Origin of the sequence: Kribbella sp. NPDC005582 (assembly GCF_040605415.1) — a bacterium.
In the GTDB taxonomy this organism is placed as follows: domain Bacteria; phylum Actinomycetota; class Actinomycetes; order Propionibacteriales; family Kribbellaceae; genus Kribbella.
This window is the reverse complement of sequence record NZ_JBEXCU010000006.1, coordinates 257,351-273,324: the sequence shown is the minus strand read 5'-3', so window position 1 is coordinate 273,324 and position 15,974 is coordinate 257,351. Positions and strand designations below refer to the sequence as shown.

The window sequence follows — 15,974 nt, the reverse complement described above, 5'->3', positions numbered from 1 at the left end:
ACCGCAGCCGGTCTGTCGGTTCCCCTGTATAAGGTCGGTTTCGTGCCAGACATCGATGAATCCTTCCTCGCCCTTCCCCGGCACGAGCTCGCGGAGGCCGCCTTGCAGCGGGCCCGCGATCTCGGAGCCTCGTTCGCCGAGTTCCGCCTCGAGCGGATCCGGTCGGAGTCGATCGCGCTCCGCGACAGCGTGCTGGAGAGTGCGAGCGACGGTGAGGACCTCGGGCTCGCCGTCCGCGTCGTCCACGACGGCACCTGGGGATTCGCGGCCGGAGTGGCGCTGACGACCGATGCGGCCGTGCAGGTCGCCGAGGCGGCCGTGCACATGGCGCAGGTGTCGCGGCCGATCAACGCGGAGCCGATCGAGCTCGCCGACGAGCCGGTGTACGACGACGTCACCTGGGTCTCGTCGTACGAGATCGATCCGTTCAGCGTGCCGCGGAGCGAGAAGGTCGCGCTGCTGACCGACTACAGCGACCGGCTGCTCAAGGCCGACGGCGTCGCGCACGTGAGCGTCCACGTCGCCTCCGTGCACGAGTGCAAGTTCTACGCGAACACCGAAGGTACGTCGTACACACAGCAGCGCGTGCGGATCGGGCCGGACATCACGGCCTTCGCGGTCGACGCCGAGACCGGCCGGTTCGACTCGATGGCCAGCTGCGCGCCGCCGGTCGGCCGCGGCTGGGAGTACCTGACCGGCACCGGCTGGGACTGGGACGCCGAGCTCGCGCAGATCCCGGGCTGGCTGGCCGAGAAGATGGTCGCGCCGAGTGTCGAGGCCGGTGTCTACGACCTCGTGATCGACCCGACCAACCTGTGGCTCACGATCCACGAGTCGATCGGCCACGCGACCGAGCTGGACCGTGCACTCGGCTACGAGGCCAACTACGCCGGTACGAGCTTCGCGACGACCGACAAGCTCGGCAACCTCAAGTACGGTTCGCCGGTCATGCACGTCACCGGTGACCGGACCGCCGAGCACGGCCTGTCGACGGTCGGGTACGACGACGAGGGCGTCGCCGGTCAGCAGTGGGACCTGGTGAAGGACGGCGTACTGGTCGGGTACCAGGTCGACCGCCGGATGGCGAAGGTGAACGAGGAGCTCCTCGGTACCAGCCGCTCCAACGGCTGTGCGTACGCCGACTCGTCCGGGCACATCCCGATCCAGCGGATGGCCAACGTGTCGTTGCAACCGGCGGAAGGCGGTCCCTCCACCGAGGAGCTGATCAGCCGGGTCGAGAACGGGATCTACATCGTCGGCGACAAGTCCTGGTCGATCGACATGCAGCGGTACAACTTCCAGTTCACCGGTCAGCGGTTCTACAAGATCACCAATGGCAAGCTGGACGGCCAGCTGCGCGACATCGCCTACCAGGCCACCACGACCGACTTCTGGGGTTCGATGGAGGCCGTCGGCGGTCCGCAGACGTACGTCCTGCACGGCGCGCTGAACTGTGGCAAGGCCCAGCCCGCGCAGTCCGGCGCCGTCAGCCACGGTTGCCCGTCCGCCCTGTTCCGGGGCGTCCGCATTCTCAACACCACGCAGGAGGCCGGTCGGTGACCGCCATTCAGCTCACCCCGCAGGACACCGTCGAGCGCGGGCTCGCCCTCGCCGCGGCCGCAGGCGCCGACGGCTGCGTGGTCATCGTCGCCGAGACCTCCAGCGCGAACCTGCGCTGGGCCAACAACACCCTGACCACCAACGGCTCCATGCGCGGCTCGCACGTCACCGTGATCGCCACGGTCGGCGCGGGCGAAGGGACTGCGACCGGCGTGATCAGCCGGTCCGCGGTCACCGACGAGTCGCTGGGCGAGCAGGTCGCGGCTGCGGTGGCGACGGCGCGGGCGGCCGCGCCGGCCGACGACGCGCGGCCGCTGATCGACGGCGCCACGAGCCCGGACTGGGACGAGGAGCCGGCCGAGACCTCGGTCACCGTCTACGAGAAGTTCGCGCCCGCGCTCGGCGAGACCCTGCGGCGGGCGACCAGCGAGAGCCGCTGGCTCTACGGTTTCGCCGACCACGAGGTCGTCACCCTGTACGTCGGTTCCTCCGCCGGACTGCGCGTCCGGCAGGCCCTGCCGCGCGGTTTCGTCAGCGCCACCGGCAAGTCCGGCGACCTGAGCCAGTCCGCCTGGGCCGGCGCGGCCACCCGCGACTTCAGCGATATCGACCCGTTGGCACTCGACGCCGAGCTCACTCGGCGGCTGGGTTGGGCGTCCCGGACCGTTGCCGTCGACCCCGGTCGGCACGCGACCGTTCTGCCGCCCGCTGCGGTCGCGGACCTGACGACGTACCTGTTCTGGCAGTTGGACGGTCGGCAAGCGTTCGAGGGACGCAGTGTGTTCGCGAAGCCGTCCGGCGGCACGCGGATCGGCGAGACCCTGTCGACAAAGCCGGTGCAATTGCGGTCAGACCCGAATCTGCCCGGTCTGGAGACCTTCCCGTTCGCGGTCGCGCGCTCCTCGGGTGGGTCGGCGAGCGTGTTCGACAACGGCCTCACGCTCTCCGCGACCGACTGGATCCGCGACGGCAAGCTCGAGACGCTGATGACGAGCCGGCACACGGCCGACGTGATCGGCGCCCCCACGGCCACTCCGGCGATCGACAACTACGTGCTGTCGGTGGACGGCGCGTCCGGTACGACGGACGACCTGGTCGCCGGCCTGGAGAACGGCCTGCTGCTGACCTGCTTGTGGTACATCCGGATGGTCGACCCACAGACCTCGCTGCTGACCGGCCTCACCCGCGACGGCGTCTACCTGGTCGAGAACGGCGAGGTCACCGGTGCGGTCAACAACTTCCGCTTCAACGAGAGCCCGGTCGACCTGCTCTCGAGGATCGGCGCGGCCGGCGCGACCGTGCCGTCGTTCTCCCGGGAGTGGGGCGACGACTTCTCCCGGACGGCGACGCCGCCGTTGCTGATCCCGGACTTCAACATGTCCAGCGTCAGCCAGGCCAGCTGAACAACGAGAACGCCCCGCGAACCCTTGTCAGGTTCGCGGGGCGTTCTGACCAACGTCAGACCGTCGGGTAGCCCGGCTCGGCCGGACCAGCCGGTCCGCCGAAGCCCGCGCCGCGCTCGGCCGCCTTCGGGTCCGGACCGTACTGGTTGTCGCCCTGGTTACCCTCCTGCGCCTGCAGGACGATGTACCAGATCCAGCCGATACAGGGGATCAGGTTGATCAGGATCCACCAGCCGCTGCGGCCGCCGTCGTGCAACCGCCGGATTGCCACCGCGAGCGACGGCACCAGCACCGCCAGGCCGTAGATCGTCTGCAGCCAGCCGCCGCTGCTGACCCCGTTGCTCGTGAAGTCCAGGCCGAGGATCCGATCCAGAATGCTCAGGATGATCGAGATCACCGCGCTGAAAAGGGTGAACATCCAGAACTCTTTGCGGCGAGCGCGACCACTGAACTGCGCGTACCGCTTGGTGATCACATCTGTGAACCAGTGCATTACTGCTCTCCGATGATGAGAAGGTGAGGCGCGGACAGAGCCTGTCGGAGCTGTCCGGCATCGTCAATGCACCGTGTCGGGTTGGTGATCAGACTGCAACGTGGCGCGCCGCAGTTCGAGCTAACTTGACCTTTTCGCGACCGTGACCCGCCACATCCGGTGCGGTTTCGGGCCTTCGGCGTACGGCGTGGTGTCGATCGACTGCCATCCGGCGGTGAGCTCGTCCAGCTGCGGACGGTCGAAGAAACGCCCCGCGAAGCCGTCGTAGACGGAGAGACCGTCGCCCAGCTCCTGCCAGTTCGCCGCACACGGGTCGTCGGCGGACCAGACGGCGTACACGAACAGGCCGCCGGGCCGGAGGACGCGGTGGATCTCGCCGACCAGGCCGCGGAGCTCGTCGGCGGTGAAGGCCATGTTCAGCAGCAGGTTCGCGAAGACGGCGTTGACGGTGGCGTCGGCCGGTGGCAGCGGATCGCGGACGTCGTGCAGGGCGGCGGTGACGCTGTCGTCGAGACCTTCGCGCTGTGCCTGGTGCCGCAGCTGGTCGAGGGCGGCCTCGCTGAAGTCGGTGGCGTGCACGCTGAATCCCTGCCGTGCCAGGAAGAGCGCGTCCCGCCCATGTCCCGAGCCGAGCTCGAGAACGTCATCGATGCCTGCGGCCCCGAACGTCTCCGCTGCCCAGCGGGCCGCCACCGATGGTTCCGCTCCGTGCAGGTGCGGATGCCGCGCGTAAGCGGACTCCCACCGTTCCTGCTGAGCCCGTGCGAGCTCGACGTGTCCAGTGTTCATGTAGTGCTCCCCGTGGTCGTCTCGCCGGTCTGGACGATCGGCAGACCGCGCCAGCCTACAGTGCGGAAAACCAGCTGAGCCCGCCATACTTGGTTCGGAGAGCTTCGCGACCCCGGGAGCCGCATGACGAACCGCAGCGACAAGCAGCCGGCTGACGTGCTGCTGCTCGCCAGCGTGCTCGAGAAGCTCCGCACCCACGACGGTCTCACCGTCGCCCGCCTCACCGCCGGCCGTCTGGGGATCGCCGCACCGTTGCTCGATCTCGCCGCGACCCGACGGTTCGCCAGCGTGCACGATGTCGACCCGCCGACGGCCGCCTTCGACCTCGTGGCGAGCTGCGTCCGCGACGACCTGCACGGCAGCCAGCAACTGGTCGCCGACGCGATCCTCGCGCTGGGTCTGTACGCCGAGGTGCACAGCCACGCCGGCCTCGACGACCGCATCACTCGTGGTCTCTACAGCACGTCGCTCGGCCGCCGCCGCGAGACCCTTCTGAACAACTGGCGCCGCCTGCACGAAGCCCTCGGCCACGCGCCCGGCGAACCCCCGAGCGACCGCGCACTCCGCGGTACGACGGAGCCCGCCGTACTGCGTGAGCTGGCGAACCAGTTGGTGCGCCGCGACATCTACTCGGTCGGCTCGCGGGCCATGGTGCTGCTGGACGGGGCGGAGCCGACGCCCGACGCCCCATCGTCCGGCCGGGTGATCGTGGTCGGCGGAGCCGTGATGGACGCCACGTTCCGGATCAAGTCCGTGCCGGGCCCGGAGACGTCGAGTGAGGCCTACGGCTTCGATCTCTCCCCCGGCGGCAAGGGGCTGACCCAGGCGGTCGCGGCCGCCCGGCTGGGTCTGCAGACCTCGCTGATCGCCGCGGTCACCGACGACCGGTTCGGTGACGAGATCCTGCAGTACCTGCGCAACGAAGGCATCGACACGTCGCTGATCAAGCGGATCCGCGGCCGTCGGACTCCGTTCACCGGGGTCTTCGAGAAGGAGCTCGGCGACAGCATCGCGGTGAACTGGCGCAACCAGGCCGAGGTCTACCTGTCCACCGAAGACATGGACGAACGGGCCGACCAGATCACCGGCTGCGACGCGCTGCTGATGACCTTCGAGGTCCCGCGCGAGACGATGCAGCACACCCTCGCGCTGGCGCACCGCGACCCCGGAAACCGTCCGCTGGTGATCGTCACCCCCGGCCAGCCGTACGTCGACGAACGGATCTCGCGGGACTCCTTCCCACGCATCGACTACCTGGTCGCCCACCCGTGGGAGATCGGCCACTTCGTCGCGCACGGCTCCGGGCCGTTCGATCCCGATCCGGTCGCCCGGAACCTGCTCGCCGTCGGCGTCGAAACCCTGTGCCTGCTGGTGAACGGCGGCTGCACGATCTACTCGGGCCCGGCCCACGACGTGCTGAGCGTGCCGACGATTCCGTCGATCTACAAGGAGTCGTCGGCGGCCCGGGACGCGTTCTGTGCGGCGCTCGCGGCCCGGCTGCTCGACAACGACAGCAGGTTCTCCGGGCAGGTCGCACTGTGGGCGGCCGCGGCGATGTCGTGCGCGGCCGCCGACTTCCCGCTGTCGAACTCGATGCCCGACCGGCAGCGGATCGAGACGCTGCTCGCCCGCTCACCGTTCAGTGTCGACGGGCAGTTGTAGGTCCGGCGGCCTCAGCGACGCAGCCGACGCCGATCAGCCTCCGGGACGGCTTCGGTCTCACCGCGTACTCGGCAGCAGAAGATCAGTGAGTCGGTCAGCGTCGCGCGGCTCTGCTCGAACCGGCCGCGGGGGTTACTCGCCCGCAGGGCCGCCAGGTTCGCGCCACCGAACCGGGTCCGGAGTTGCCGCGGGGTGGCGTACAGGCCGTCGACATACAGGTAGGGACGGGCCTGGATCGACATCCACTGCTGCCAGTTCGCCGCGCGGTAACTGGAGCCGACGAACCCGAGGTTCGGGTCGACCGCCGTGGTCAGCACCTGAGCCGAGGGCAGTTCGCGGCGGACCGTCTGCCTGACCCTGGCCAGCAGGTACGAGATCGCATTCACCGGGGCCACGTCGAACGAATACACCCGGGAGACGTCCCAGGCCGCGTCCATCGGCACCCCGAACTGGAACTCGAGTTGCCGGCCGACCCGCATCCATTCCAACGGTGAAACGCTGCACAAGGTCACCGGCAGACGATGCACCGGGTCGACCAGAGCGAAGTTCAACGAGCCGGCCCGGGCGCTTCGCAGGTAATGCAAAGTGCTGAAGATCCGGTCCGCCTCGGCATTCCCGAACCGCACGAACCGCAGCGCGGAAAGCTCGAACTCATTCTTCGAAACGAGTCCCTGGACCTGCTGCTGATCGCGCCGCAAACGTTCCGCATTGCGGCGCAGTTCGGCGACCAACTGGTTTTCCCCGATCGATCCGTCGGGCCGGGCGAGGCGCGGGAGATGGAGCAGTGTGCGCACCATCAGGGCCCGGCTCGGGACGCCGTAGCGCCCGGCAGCGGCGGCCAGCAGCGCCGCGAACTCCGGAGCATGCCCTCGGCAATCATCCAGCGAAAGTCGCGCACGCACGGGCCGGAGAGCAGTGACCGGAGACTGCCGGACCGGTACCGCGGGAGCCGTCGGCCGCGGCCGGACCGGACACGGGGCCGGTTCCGCGGCATTCATCACCACAGCCGAATGCTAGCGGATCGCCGCACTGGCGCCACAACGTTCCAAACCCACCGGTTTTGGCGGCGTGTCGCGGCGGCGGCTGCCATCTGGCAGCGCCGGGGTGCCAAATGGCCGAACCGGTACGCACCGGTGTCCGCTGGTATCACAACGGGCTTGCCAAAATCATGTCCAGACAAAGCAGGCGATGCCAATCCAAATGGATTGACAACCGTTTGTCGTCGCGTTCACTGAAAGCGTAACCAGCAGCAGATCCGAAGGAAGTGAACGTAGGAAGAGAGGGATCACCATGTCTCCGAACGAATTTATCGCGACCGTCGTGGTACTCGCCAGTGCGGTCCTCCTGATTTCCTTCTGGAAACAGATCCTGTTCATCCTGCTCTTCGGCGTGGTGACCGTCTTCTGCTTCGGTCTCTACAACGTCGCCACCGCGATGGGGCACTAGCGCACCGGCGCACTGCCGGCACCTCGACACCCGCCCGGGATTCGCCGGGCGGGTATTTTTCGTAGGCTCACACCTGTGAGTGATTCCGCTGCCGATCTCAGTCTGACCGAGCTGCTGCATTTGCTGACGGAACGGAAACTTTCGGCACGCGAACTGCTGGCCGATTGCCTGCGGCGGATCGAACGAACCGAACCGGCCGTCCGTGCCTTCATCACCCACACCCCCGAGCTCGCCCAGGACGCCGCCCGGCGCGCCGATCAGGCCCGGGCCGCGGGCGAACCGATCGGCGCACTGGCCGGCGTACCGGTGGCTCTCAAGGATGTCTTCCTGACCAAAGGCGTACTGACGACCGCGGGCAGCCAGGTGCTGGCCGGCTACGTCCCGGCAGAGGATGCGGCCGTTTGGGAGCGGCTGGCGGCCGCGGGCGCCGGCATGCTCGGCAAGACCACGACGCACGAGTTCGCGTACGGTACGGCGTCCTCGCCGACCGCCAACCCTTGGGACCTGCGGCGGACGCCAGGCGGTTCGTCCGGCGGATCCGCGGCCGCGCTGGCCAGCCGGATGGTGCCAGTCGCGACCGGCACCGACACCGGTGGCTCATTGCGCATCCCCGCCGCGGCCTGCGGCGTCAGCACGCTCCGCAGCGCGCGCGGCCGGATCTCCCGTTTCGGCGTGATCCCGCTCAGCCCGACCTTCGACGTGGCCGGGCCGATGGCGCGCCGGATGCTCGACATCTCGATCCTGATGCGGGTCCTCGCCGGAGCGGATCCCCGCGATCCGGCATCACGGCACGAACCGATTCCGGCGTACCCGCTCGAACCTCCTCGCGACCTGACCGGCGTCCGCATCGGACTGCCCACCGCGATGTCGTGGAACTCGGTCGACGACCGGATCGCAGGAGTCTGTCGCGAAGCCCTCGACGTACTGGTCGCGCAGGGCGCCGAACTGGTCGACATCGCCCAGCCGCCGAACGCCACAGTCGTGCTGGAGCAGTCGACCGGCGTCTTCGACACCGTGAACGGAAGCGAAGCACACCAGATTCACGACGCTCTGGTTCTCCACAGCCACCTCTACACACCACAGGTCCGCGAGCGGGTCCGCAAAGGCGAGCAGGTCAGCCCGGAACGATATGCCGAGGCGCTCCGGCTCCGCACGCAGTGGGCGACCGACTGGCGGACGATTATGACCACACTCCGGCTGGATGCGATCGCCCATCCGACCATCGACGCCGCACCGCCGCTGATCGACCCCAACAGGCCGCCGAAGGGTCCGCGGATCCGACTGTCGGTCCCGTGGTCGATCGCCGACTTCCCGGCGCTCAGTGTGCCGGCAGGCTTCGACAACCGCGGCCTGCCCGCCGGACTGTCGCTGGCTGGTCTCCCGGAGCGTGAGGCCGAGCTGGTCAGCCTCGGCGTCCTGATCGACGAGGAGGTTCAACTCTGGCGGCACGGACCGCCCGTCACGCCGTGAGCGGGTTCGGGATCTTGAGGTCACATCACTCCCCGTACGGCGTCCGGGTGAGCACGAAGGTCGCGATGTTCAGGTGGTCGATGGCACCGGCGGTGCGGATGACGCGCAGCCGCTCCCCGGCGAAGTACCCGTCGCGCCCCTGATAGAGATCGGCCCCGATCGGGGTGAAGCGGCAGCTCATCGCGCCCGTCATCTGCAGGATGCCGCCGCTGACCACGATGGTGAGCGGTGTGTTTCCCCAGTACCAGTGGCCGAGCAGGTCGTTGCCCTGCTCGAGCTGCGGCTCCGGCACCCACTCCCGAGTGAGCACCGGCTCGTGCCGGACCAGCGTTCCGATCAGGTCCGTCGCCAGCGAGGCGACCTTCCCGTACGTCGCGTTCCCGAGCGTGACCGCGCCGATCCGCCGTACCCGGTCGACGAACAGCCCGGCCAGGAAGCCCGGCATCGAGCCGGTGTGCCCGGCCAGCAGATAGGGGTCGTCGGCAATCAACCGCAGCCCGAGCCCGTACGACGCGGTCAGCGCCTCCCGCGGATCCGCGGCCGCCGGCGCAGCCATCTCGTCGATCGTGTCGCGACTGAGCACCTCACTGACCGGGTCGATCCAGAAGCTCGCGTACTTCGCCAGGTCCTCGACCGTGCTCCATAACTGTCCGGCCGGCGCCATCGCGCCCGAGTCGTACGCCGGTTCCTCGATCAGCTGTCCACTGAACGGATGCACCGAATACCCCTGCGCGGCCGCCCCGAACGGGAAGTACGACGTACGGCCCATCTCCAGCGGATCGAGAATGCGGCGCTGTACCAGGTCTAGCCAGGATTCGCCGCGCAACCGCGCCACGATCTCGGCCAGCAACGCATAGCCGAGATTCGAGTAGTGGTGCCGCCGATCGGCCGGGCCGGTCGCGTGCGACTCGTCCATCGCCGCGACCAGCTCGTCGAACGAAACCCCCGGATTGCGTTCCCACCAAGGGCCCTCAGGCTCAGCGTTCATCCCACCACTGTGCGCGAGCAGGTGCCGAACGGTCCGGTCCCCGAACGCGATCCCGGGCAAGTGCTTGCCCACGGCATCATTCAGCGCGAGCAACCCGTCGTCGCGGCACTGCATCACCAGCACCGCCGTCAGCGTCTTCGTGATCGACCCGATCCGGTACTGCACGTTCGGCCCCGGCGCCAGGCCGGCCGCATCAGCGAACCGGCCGCGCGCGCCGGTCCACACCAGCTCGCCGTCCCGCACCACGCCAGCGGTCAGGGACGGCACCTTGGTTTCACCCTGGGCGGCTGCGAGATCGGCGAGCAGAGCAGCGGCGGTGTCAGCGCGTACGTCGGTCACCTTATTCGAAGGCCTCCGGCGACGGGCAGGAGCAGATCAGGTTGCGGTCGCCGTAGGCGCCGTCGATGCGGCGCACCGGCGGCCAGTACTTCGAGGCGCGGTCGACCGACTGCGGGAAGGCCGCCTCCTCGCGGGTGTAGGCGTGCTCCCACTTGTCGTTGATCACCGACGCCGCGGTGTGCGGCGCGTTGACCAGCGGGTTGTCGCCGGCCGGCCACTCGTTCGCGGCGACCCGGTCGATCTCGTGCCGGATCGCGATCATCGCGTCGCAGAACCGGTCGAGCTCGCCGAGATCTTCGGATTCCGTGGGCTCGACCATCAGCGTGCCGGCCACCGGGAAGGACATCGTCGGCGCGTGGAAGCCGTAGTCGACCAGCCGCTTGGCGACGTCGTCGACGGTGATGCCGGTCTCCTTGGTCATCGGCCGCAGGTCGAGGATGCACTCGTGCGCGACCAGGCCGTTCTCACCGGTGTAGAGCACCGGGAAGGCGCCCTCGAGCCGCTTGGCGACGTAGTTCGCGGTCAGTACGGCGGCCTTGGTCGCCGCGGTCAGGCCCTCGGCGCCCATCATCCGGATGTAGGCCCACGAGATCGCCAGCACACCGGCCGAGCCGAACGGCGCCGCGCTGATCGGGCCGACACCGGACGCCGGGCCGGCCTGGTCGAGCAGCGGGTGGTTCGGCAGGTACGGCGCCAGGTGCGCGGCGACCGCGACCGGGCCGACGCCCGGGCCACCGCCGCCGTGCGGGATGCAGAAGGTCTTGTGCAGGTTCAGGTGGCTCACGTCGCCGCCGAACTGCCCCGGCTTCGCGAGGCCGAGCAACGCGTTCAGGTTGGCGCCGTCGACGTACACCTGGCCGCCGTGGTCGTGGACGATCCGGCAGACCTCGGTCACGCTCTCCTCGTACACCCCGTGGGTGGACGGGTAGGTGATCATGATCGCGGCCAGCTTCTCGGCGTGCTCAGACGCCTTGCTGCGCAGGTCGTCCAGGTCGATCGTGCCGTCATCGTTGCCCTTGACAACGACAACCTTCATCCCGGCCATCACGGCGGACGCGGCGTTGGTGCCGTGCGCCGACGCCGGGATCAGGCAGACGTTGCGGTCCTCGTTGCCCTGGGCCCGGTGGTAGCCGCGGATCGCGAGCAGTCCGGCGAGCTCACCCTGGGAGCCGGCGTTCGGCTGGATGGAGACCTTCGCGTAGCCGGTCACCTCGGCCAGCCAGCGCTCCAGCTGACCGATCAGCTTCACGTACCCGGCCGCGTCCTCGATCGGCGCCAGCGGGTGCATGTCGGCGAACTCGGGCCAGGTGACCGCTTCCATCTCGGTGGTCGCGTTCAGCTTCATCGTGCAGGAGCCGAGCGGGATCATGCCGCGGTCGAGCGCGTAGTCCTTGTCGGACAGCTTGCGCAGGTAGCGCAGCATCGCCGTCTCGGACCGGTGCGTGTTGAAGACCGGGTGCGTCAGGTACTCCGAGCTCCGCGGTGCGGCGATCGCCGGCGCGGCCAGCGTGTCGTCGTACTGGACGCCGAAGGACTGGCAGACGCGGGTCAGCGCGGCGGCATCGGTCTTCTCGTCGCAGGAGATGCCGACGTGGTCGGCGTCGACCTGGCGCAGCCAGATCCCGTTCTGCCGGGCGGCGTCGACAACATCCGCGGCGGCGCCCGGAACGCGGGCCAGCACGGTGTCGAAGAAGTCGCCGTGCACGACCTCGACCCCACCGGCGCGCAGCGACGCGGCCAGCTTGCCCGCGTAGTCGTGGACACGACCGGCGATCGCCTTCAGCCCGTCCGGTCCGTGGTACACGGCGTACATGGAGGCGACGACGGCGAGCAGGACCTGCGCCGTACAGATGTTGGACGTCGCCTTCTCGCGACGGATGTGCTGCTCACGCGTCTGCAGCGCGAGCCGGTACGCCGGGGCGCCGTCGGCGTCGACCGAGACGCCGACCAGCCGACCGGGCAGCGACCGCTCGAGACCGGCGCGGACCGAGATGAAGCCAGCGTGCGGACCGCCGTAGAAGAGCGGGACGCCGAAGCGCTGCGACGAACCGATGACGATGTCGGCCCCGGCCTCTCCCGGTGCCTCGAGCAACGTCAACGCGAGCAGGTCGGAGGCGACGGCAACCAGCGTCTCGCGCTCATGCGCGGCGGCGATCAGCGGCTTCAGGTCGCGGACAGCGCCGCCGGAGCCCGGGTACTGCACCAGGAAGCCGAAGAAGTCACCCTCGGGCAGACCGTCGGTGGTGTCGGCGACGACGACCTCGATCCCGAGCGCCTCGGCGCGGGTCTGCACGACCGCGATCGTCTGCGCGAAGGTGTCGGCGTCGACCAGGAAGCGGTCCGACTTGTTCTTGCGGTTGGAGCGGTGCGCCAGCGTCATCGCCTCGGCGGCCGCGGTGCCCTCGTCGAGCAGCGACGCGTTCGCGGTCGGCAGCCCGGTCAGGTCCGACACGACGGTCTGGAAGTTCAGCAGCGCCTCGAGCCGGCCCTGCGAGATCTCCGGCTGGTACGGCGTGTAGGCCGTGTACCAGGCCGGGTTCTCGACCAGGCGGCGGACGATCACCGACGGCGTGAAGGTGCCGTAGTAGCCCTGGCCGATCATCGAGGTGGCGACGTTGTTGCGCGCCGCCAGCTGGCGCAGCTCGGTGAGGGCGTCGACCTCGGAGGCCGGTTCCGGCAGCCGCAGCGGCTCGGTGGACCGGATCGAGGCCGGTACGGCGGCGTCCGCGAGCGCGTCGACATCGGCGTACCCGAGGAGTTCGACCATCCGCGCGACCTCGTCGGGCCGAGGCCCGATGTGCCGGTCGGCGAAGATTGCTGAAATTTCGGTCATCAAAGAGGCTCCGTTGCTAGTCGCGTCCGGGGGCCTCCCCCTCTGTCACGCATGCACTGCACGCTTCAGAGTCGCCTGACGCACCCGGTCCATGGGCCTGAGAGGTTCCGGGGAGGAATTGCCCCTTCGGCGCCCGAATTGCACGGGTCTCTCCCGAGTGCGGTGTACGGCTGGGTAGAGCCTACCTCAGCCGGTCATGCGGGCCCGGCGGCGGGCAGCGAGCTCGTCACTCGCGTGCGCCTCGTCGTCGCCTTCGCCGTGACCGTCGGCACGCTCGGTCGGCAGCTCGGACAGCGACCCCTCGACCTCGCGCCAGACACCGCCGAGAGCGATGCCGAAGACCCCCTGGCCACCGGCCAGCAGATCGATCACCTCGTCCGGCGAGGTGCACATGTAGACCGACGCGCCGTCACTCATCAGCGTGATCTGGGTCAGGTCGTCGATCCCGCGCTTGCTCAGGTGGGCGATCGCGGTCCGGATCTGCTGAAGCGAGATCCCGGCGTCGAGCAGCCGCTTGATCACCTTCAGCAACAGGACGTCACGGAACCCGTACAACCGTTGCGTGCCCGAACCCGTCGCCGGGCGGACGGACGGCGAGACCAGCCCGGTCCGCGCCCAGTAGTCGAGCTGACGGTAGGTGATCCCCGCCGCGGCGCAGGCGGTCGGTCCACGGAACCCGACATCGGCCGGCATCGGCCGCAGGTCGTCGTCGAAGAGCAGGCCCTGAACGCCGGCTGTAGCGGCCGCCTCGGCGCGTGCTTCGGACGTCGACTGCGCCGTCAGATCCGTGTCGCCGGTGCGTGTCACGCCTGAGCCTCCCTGGATACCGAGTGGAACGAGCCATCACCGTGAAGTAACAGCACCTCACGACTCCTTCACGGTAAGCCGCCGACCTGGGAGGGTCAACGACCCCCGCTCCGAGCCGGGAGCGTGTCGCGGCCCGCGCACGAATCGTTACCTTCCCGGTCTTGAGCGCATCAGCTCTTGTCGAAGTCCTCGGGGGTGACCTGGTCGAGGAACTCGCGGAACCGCTCGACCTCCTCTTCCTCCTGCACCTCGTCGGCCTCGTCGGCCTCGCTGTCCGGGACCGGGATGCCGGCCTCGGCCAGGATCTCCTCGGTGCAGAACACCGGGGTGCCGGTCCGCAGCGCGATCGCGATCGAGTCCGACGGGCGAGCCGAGATCTCGGTCTTGTCGTCGAAGACCAGGATCGCCTCGAAGACGCCGTCGGTGAGGTTCACGATCCGGACCTGGCTGAGCGTGTGCCCGAGCACCCGGATCGTCTCCGCGAACAGGTCGTGGGTCAACGGCCGCGGCGGCTCCATCCCCTGCTGGGCGAAGGCGATCGCACTCGCCTCGGCCGCACCGATCCAGATCGGCAGGTACCGCTCACCGCCGACCTCCCGGAGCAGCACGATGGGCTGACTCGAGGGCATCTCGACCCGGACTCCGACTACGTCGACTTCGCGCACACCACAACCCTACTCCGCCCACCCACCCGCAGCCTCGCCCCCAGCCCCCCGTCCCACTCCCCGACCACACCAACGGATATCCCCTCCCGTCGCCCCTTCTCCCCCCTTCACCAGCCCCAAGAACAGGCAACACCGACGGATATCCCCGCTTGTCGCCCCTCCCACCCCTCTGAACTGCCGAGAACGAGCAACACCAGGGGTTATCCGCTCGTGTTGCCCGTTCTGGGGGCTTGCAAAGGGCGGAGAAGGGGCAACACGGACGGATATCCGTTGGTGTTGCGGTCAGCGTGGGAGGCGGGAGCGGACGAGGGCGGTGTGCAGGCGGACGGTGAGGGCGGCCAGTTCCTGGGTCTGGTCGGTACGGCGAGGGCCGGTGACCTGCTCGATCAGGCCGACCTCGCGGTCGGCGGCGGTCCGGAACGGCCGCAGGTGCCGCGGCTCGATCCCGTACGTCGCCAGTTCGGCCGCGACCTGGGCGACCACGATCGCGTCGCCGCCGTAGTGCTTGCCGTCGGCCACGACCAGGCCGTGACTCTCCAGCTCCGCGAGCAACGCCGTACTGACGCCGGCGGCCGCGCACAGCTCCGCCCGGGTCAGCCGCAGATCGGTGCCGGTGGCACCGAAGTCGTCGGCGGCCGGCCCGGCGGCCGGCGTACTGGGAGCGATCGGCGGTCCACCTGCTGCCGGGCGCAGTCCGCGGTCGATCGCACCGAGGTGCTCCTTGATGACCTTCAGCGGCAGGTACTGGTCGCGTTGCGCGGTCAGCACGTAGCGCAGCCGCTCCACATCACCCGCGCTGAACTTGCGGTAGCCCGACGCGGTGCGCGCCGGTGTCACCAGCCCCTCGGCCTCGAGAAACCTGATCTTGGAGATGGTGACATCGGTGAACTCGGCCTGCAGGACCTGCAGGACCTCGCCGATCGAGAGCTCAGGCTTGGCCACTGGCGTAGTAGACCAGCCGGTACTTGCCGATCTGCACCTCGTCACCGTTGGTCAGCTGGACCTCGTCGATCCGGTCCCGGTTCACGTAGGTGCCGTTCAGGCTGCCGACGTCGCGCACCTTCACGCCGTACGCGTCGCGGCGGAACTCGGCGTGCCGGCGCGAGACCGTCACGTCGTCGAGGAAGATGTCGCTGTCGGGGTGCCGGCCGGCGGTGACCACGTCGACATCGAGCAGGAACCGGCTGCCCGCGTTCGGGCCTCGCTGGACGATCAGCAGCGCCGAGCCGGCCGGCAGCGCGCCGACCGCGGCCTGGTCGTCGGCCGACAACGGCTCGCCCTGGTCGAAGCGCTCGGTCTCCGGCTCCACGCTGATCGGCGTCAGCATCGCGGTGTCGGTGACACCGGGGGCCGACGTCGCGGGGGCCGGCCGGTCCGCCCCAGGGAGCATGGCTCCGCACTGCGAGCAGAAGCGGCTGCCCTCGGAGTTCTCGTGCCCGCACTGGTTGCAGAACGGCATGCTGTAAATCCTCCCGATGAAACCCCGTGGAACAAGTGTGTACCCGGCCTCAACCCTCTA

14 protein-coding genes and 1 riboswitch are annotated in these 15,974 nt (G+C 69.1%); of the genes, 5 read left to right on the top strand and 9 right to left on the bottom strand.

What is annotated here, in order from left to right; all coding sequences use genetic code 11:
* Positions 1-42 precede the first annotated feature (42 nt).
* Both ABZS29_RS30605 and ABZS29_RS30600 read left to right on the top strand, forming a co-directional pair.
* The gene (locus tag ABZS29_RS30605; protein ID WP_355467100.1) at positions 43-1,560 is read left to right on the top strand and encodes a TldD/PmbA family protein; all 1,518 of its coding nucleotides are present in this window, start codon (positions 43-45) and stop codon (positions 1,558-1,560) included.
* A complete protein-coding gene (locus tag ABZS29_RS30600; protein ID WP_355467098.1) occupies positions 1,557-2,963 on the top strand; it encodes a metallopeptidase TldD-related protein in 1,407 nt (468 codons plus the stop codon). Before ABZS29_RS30605 ends, ABZS29_RS30600 begins: the two co-directional genes overlap by 4 nt.
* A 55-nt stretch (positions 2,964-3,018) precedes the next feature.
* On the opposite strand, the gene ABZS29_RS30595 is transcribed toward ABZS29_RS30600, so the two are convergent.
* Both ABZS29_RS30595 and ABZS29_RS30590 read right to left on the bottom strand, forming a co-directional pair.
* Positions 3,019-3,456, bottom strand: a complete 438-nt coding sequence (locus tag ABZS29_RS30595; RefSeq protein WP_355467096.1) for a DUF805 domain-containing protein — start codon at positions 3,454-3,456, stop codon at positions 3,019-3,021.
* A 120-nt stretch (positions 3,457-3,576) separates the two neighbouring features.
* Positions 3,577-4,245 (bottom strand): class I SAM-dependent methyltransferase, encoded by a 669-nt coding sequence (locus ABZS29_RS30590; protein WP_355467094.1) that lies wholly within the window; start codon positions 4,243-4,245, stop codon positions 3,577-3,579.
* Positions 4,246-4,368: 123 nt separating this feature from the next.
* On the opposite strand from ABZS29_RS30590, the gene ABZS29_RS30585 reads away from it, so the two are divergent.
* A complete protein-coding gene (locus ABZS29_RS30585; protein ID WP_355467092.1) occupies positions 4,369-5,907 on the top strand; it encodes a PfkB family carbohydrate kinase in 1,539 nt (512 codons plus the stop codon).
* 11 nt (positions 5,908-5,918) lie between these two features.
* Here ABZS29_RS30585 and ABZS29_RS30580 read toward each other — a convergent pair whose 3' ends face one another.
* A complete protein-coding gene (locus ABZS29_RS30580) occupies positions 5,919-6,809 on the bottom strand; it encodes a hypothetical protein (protein WP_355467090.1) in 891 nt (296 codons plus the stop codon).
* 388 nt (positions 6,810-7,197) lie between these two features.
* On the opposite strand from ABZS29_RS30580, the gene ABZS29_RS30575 reads away from it, so the two are divergent.
* The gene (locus ABZS29_RS30575; RefSeq protein ID WP_355467089.1) at positions 7,198-7,353 is read left to right on the top strand and encodes a hypothetical protein; all 156 of its coding nucleotides are present in this window, start codon (positions 7,198-7,200) and stop codon (positions 7,351-7,353) included.
* 75 nt (positions 7,354-7,428) lie between these two features.
* Positions 7,429-8,823, top strand: coding sequence for an amidase (locus tag ABZS29_RS30570; protein WP_355467087.1), 1,395 nt, complete (start codon positions 7,429-7,431; stop codon positions 8,821-8,823).
* Between the two features lie 25 nt (positions 8,824-8,848).
* Here the strand turns inward: ABZS29_RS30570 and ABZS29_RS30565 are convergent, their stop codons facing one another.
* The 6 genes from ABZS29_RS30565 to ABZS29_RS30540 all read right to left on the bottom strand — a co-directional run bounded on the left by ABZS29_RS30565 (position 8,849) and on the right by ABZS29_RS30540 (position 15,914).
* On the bottom strand, positions 8,849-10,150 hold the full coding sequence (locus ABZS29_RS30565; protein WP_355467085.1) for a serine hydrolase domain-containing protein: 1,302 nt from the start codon (positions 10,148-10,150) through the stop codon (positions 8,849-8,851).
* Position 10,151: 1 nt separating this feature from the next.
* Positions 10,152-12,983, bottom strand: coding sequence for an aminomethyl-transferring glycine dehydrogenase (gene gcvP / locus ABZS29_RS30560; RefSeq protein WP_355467083.1), 2,832 nt, complete (start codon positions 12,981-12,983; stop codon positions 10,152-10,154).
* A gap of 75 nt (positions 12,984-13,058) precedes the next feature.
* Positions 13,059-13,149, bottom strand: a riboswitch (glycine riboswitch).
* 20 nt (positions 13,150-13,169) lie between these two features.
* Positions 13,170-13,676 carry a MerR family transcriptional regulator gene (locus tag ABZS29_RS30555; protein WP_355467522.1) on the bottom strand — a complete coding sequence of 169 codons (507 nt, stop codon included), beginning with the start codon at positions 13,674-13,676 and terminating at the stop codon, positions 13,170-13,172.
* A gap of 284 nt (positions 13,677-13,960) precedes the next feature.
* Complete coding sequence (locus tag ABZS29_RS30550; protein ID WP_355467081.1) at positions 13,961-14,455, bottom strand: bifunctional nuclease family protein; 495 nt, start codon at positions 14,453-14,455, stop codon at positions 13,961-13,963.
* Between the two features lie 282 nt (positions 14,456-14,737).
* Complete coding sequence (locus ABZS29_RS30545) at positions 14,738-15,397, bottom strand: MerR family transcriptional regulator (protein WP_355467079.1); 660 nt, start codon at positions 15,395-15,397, stop codon at positions 14,738-14,740.
* Entirely contained in the window at positions 15,384-15,914 is a 531-nt protein-coding gene (locus ABZS29_RS30540) for an FHA domain-containing protein (RefSeq protein WP_355467077.1), read from the bottom strand. Before ABZS29_RS30540 ends, ABZS29_RS30545 begins: the two co-directional genes overlap by 14 nt.
* Positions 15,915-15,974 lie beyond the last annotated feature (60 nt).

Bases quoted from the DNA above. Each gene is read 5' to 3' on its own strand.
- ABZS29_RS30595 (WP_355467096.1), bottom strand. From the start codon at position 3,456: ATGCACTGGTTCACAGATGTGATCACCAAGCGGTACGCGCAGTTCAGT.
- ABZS29_RS30590 (WP_355467094.1), bottom strand. From the start codon at position 4,245: ATGAACACTGGACACGTCGAGCTCGCACGGGCTCAGCAGGAACGGTGG.
- ABZS29_RS30585 (WP_355467092.1), top strand. From the start codon at position 4,369: ATGACGAACCGCAGCGACAAGCAGCCGGCTGACGTGCTGCTGCTCGCC.
- ABZS29_RS30575 (WP_355467089.1), top strand. From the start codon at position 7,198: ATGTCTCCGAACGAATTTATCGCGACCGTCGTGGTACTCGCCAGTGCG.
- gcvP (WP_355467083.1), bottom strand. From the start codon at position 12,983: ATGACCGAAATTTCAGCAATCTTCGCCGACCGGCACATCGGGCCTCGG.
- ABZS29_RS30555 (WP_355467522.1), bottom strand. From the start codon at position 13,676: ATGCCGGCCGATGTCGGGTTCCGTGGACCGACCGCCTGCGCCGCGGCG.
- ABZS29_RS30540 (WP_355467077.1), bottom strand. From the start codon at position 15,914: ATGCCGTTCTGCAACCAGTGCGGGCACGAGAACTCCGAGGGCAGCCGC.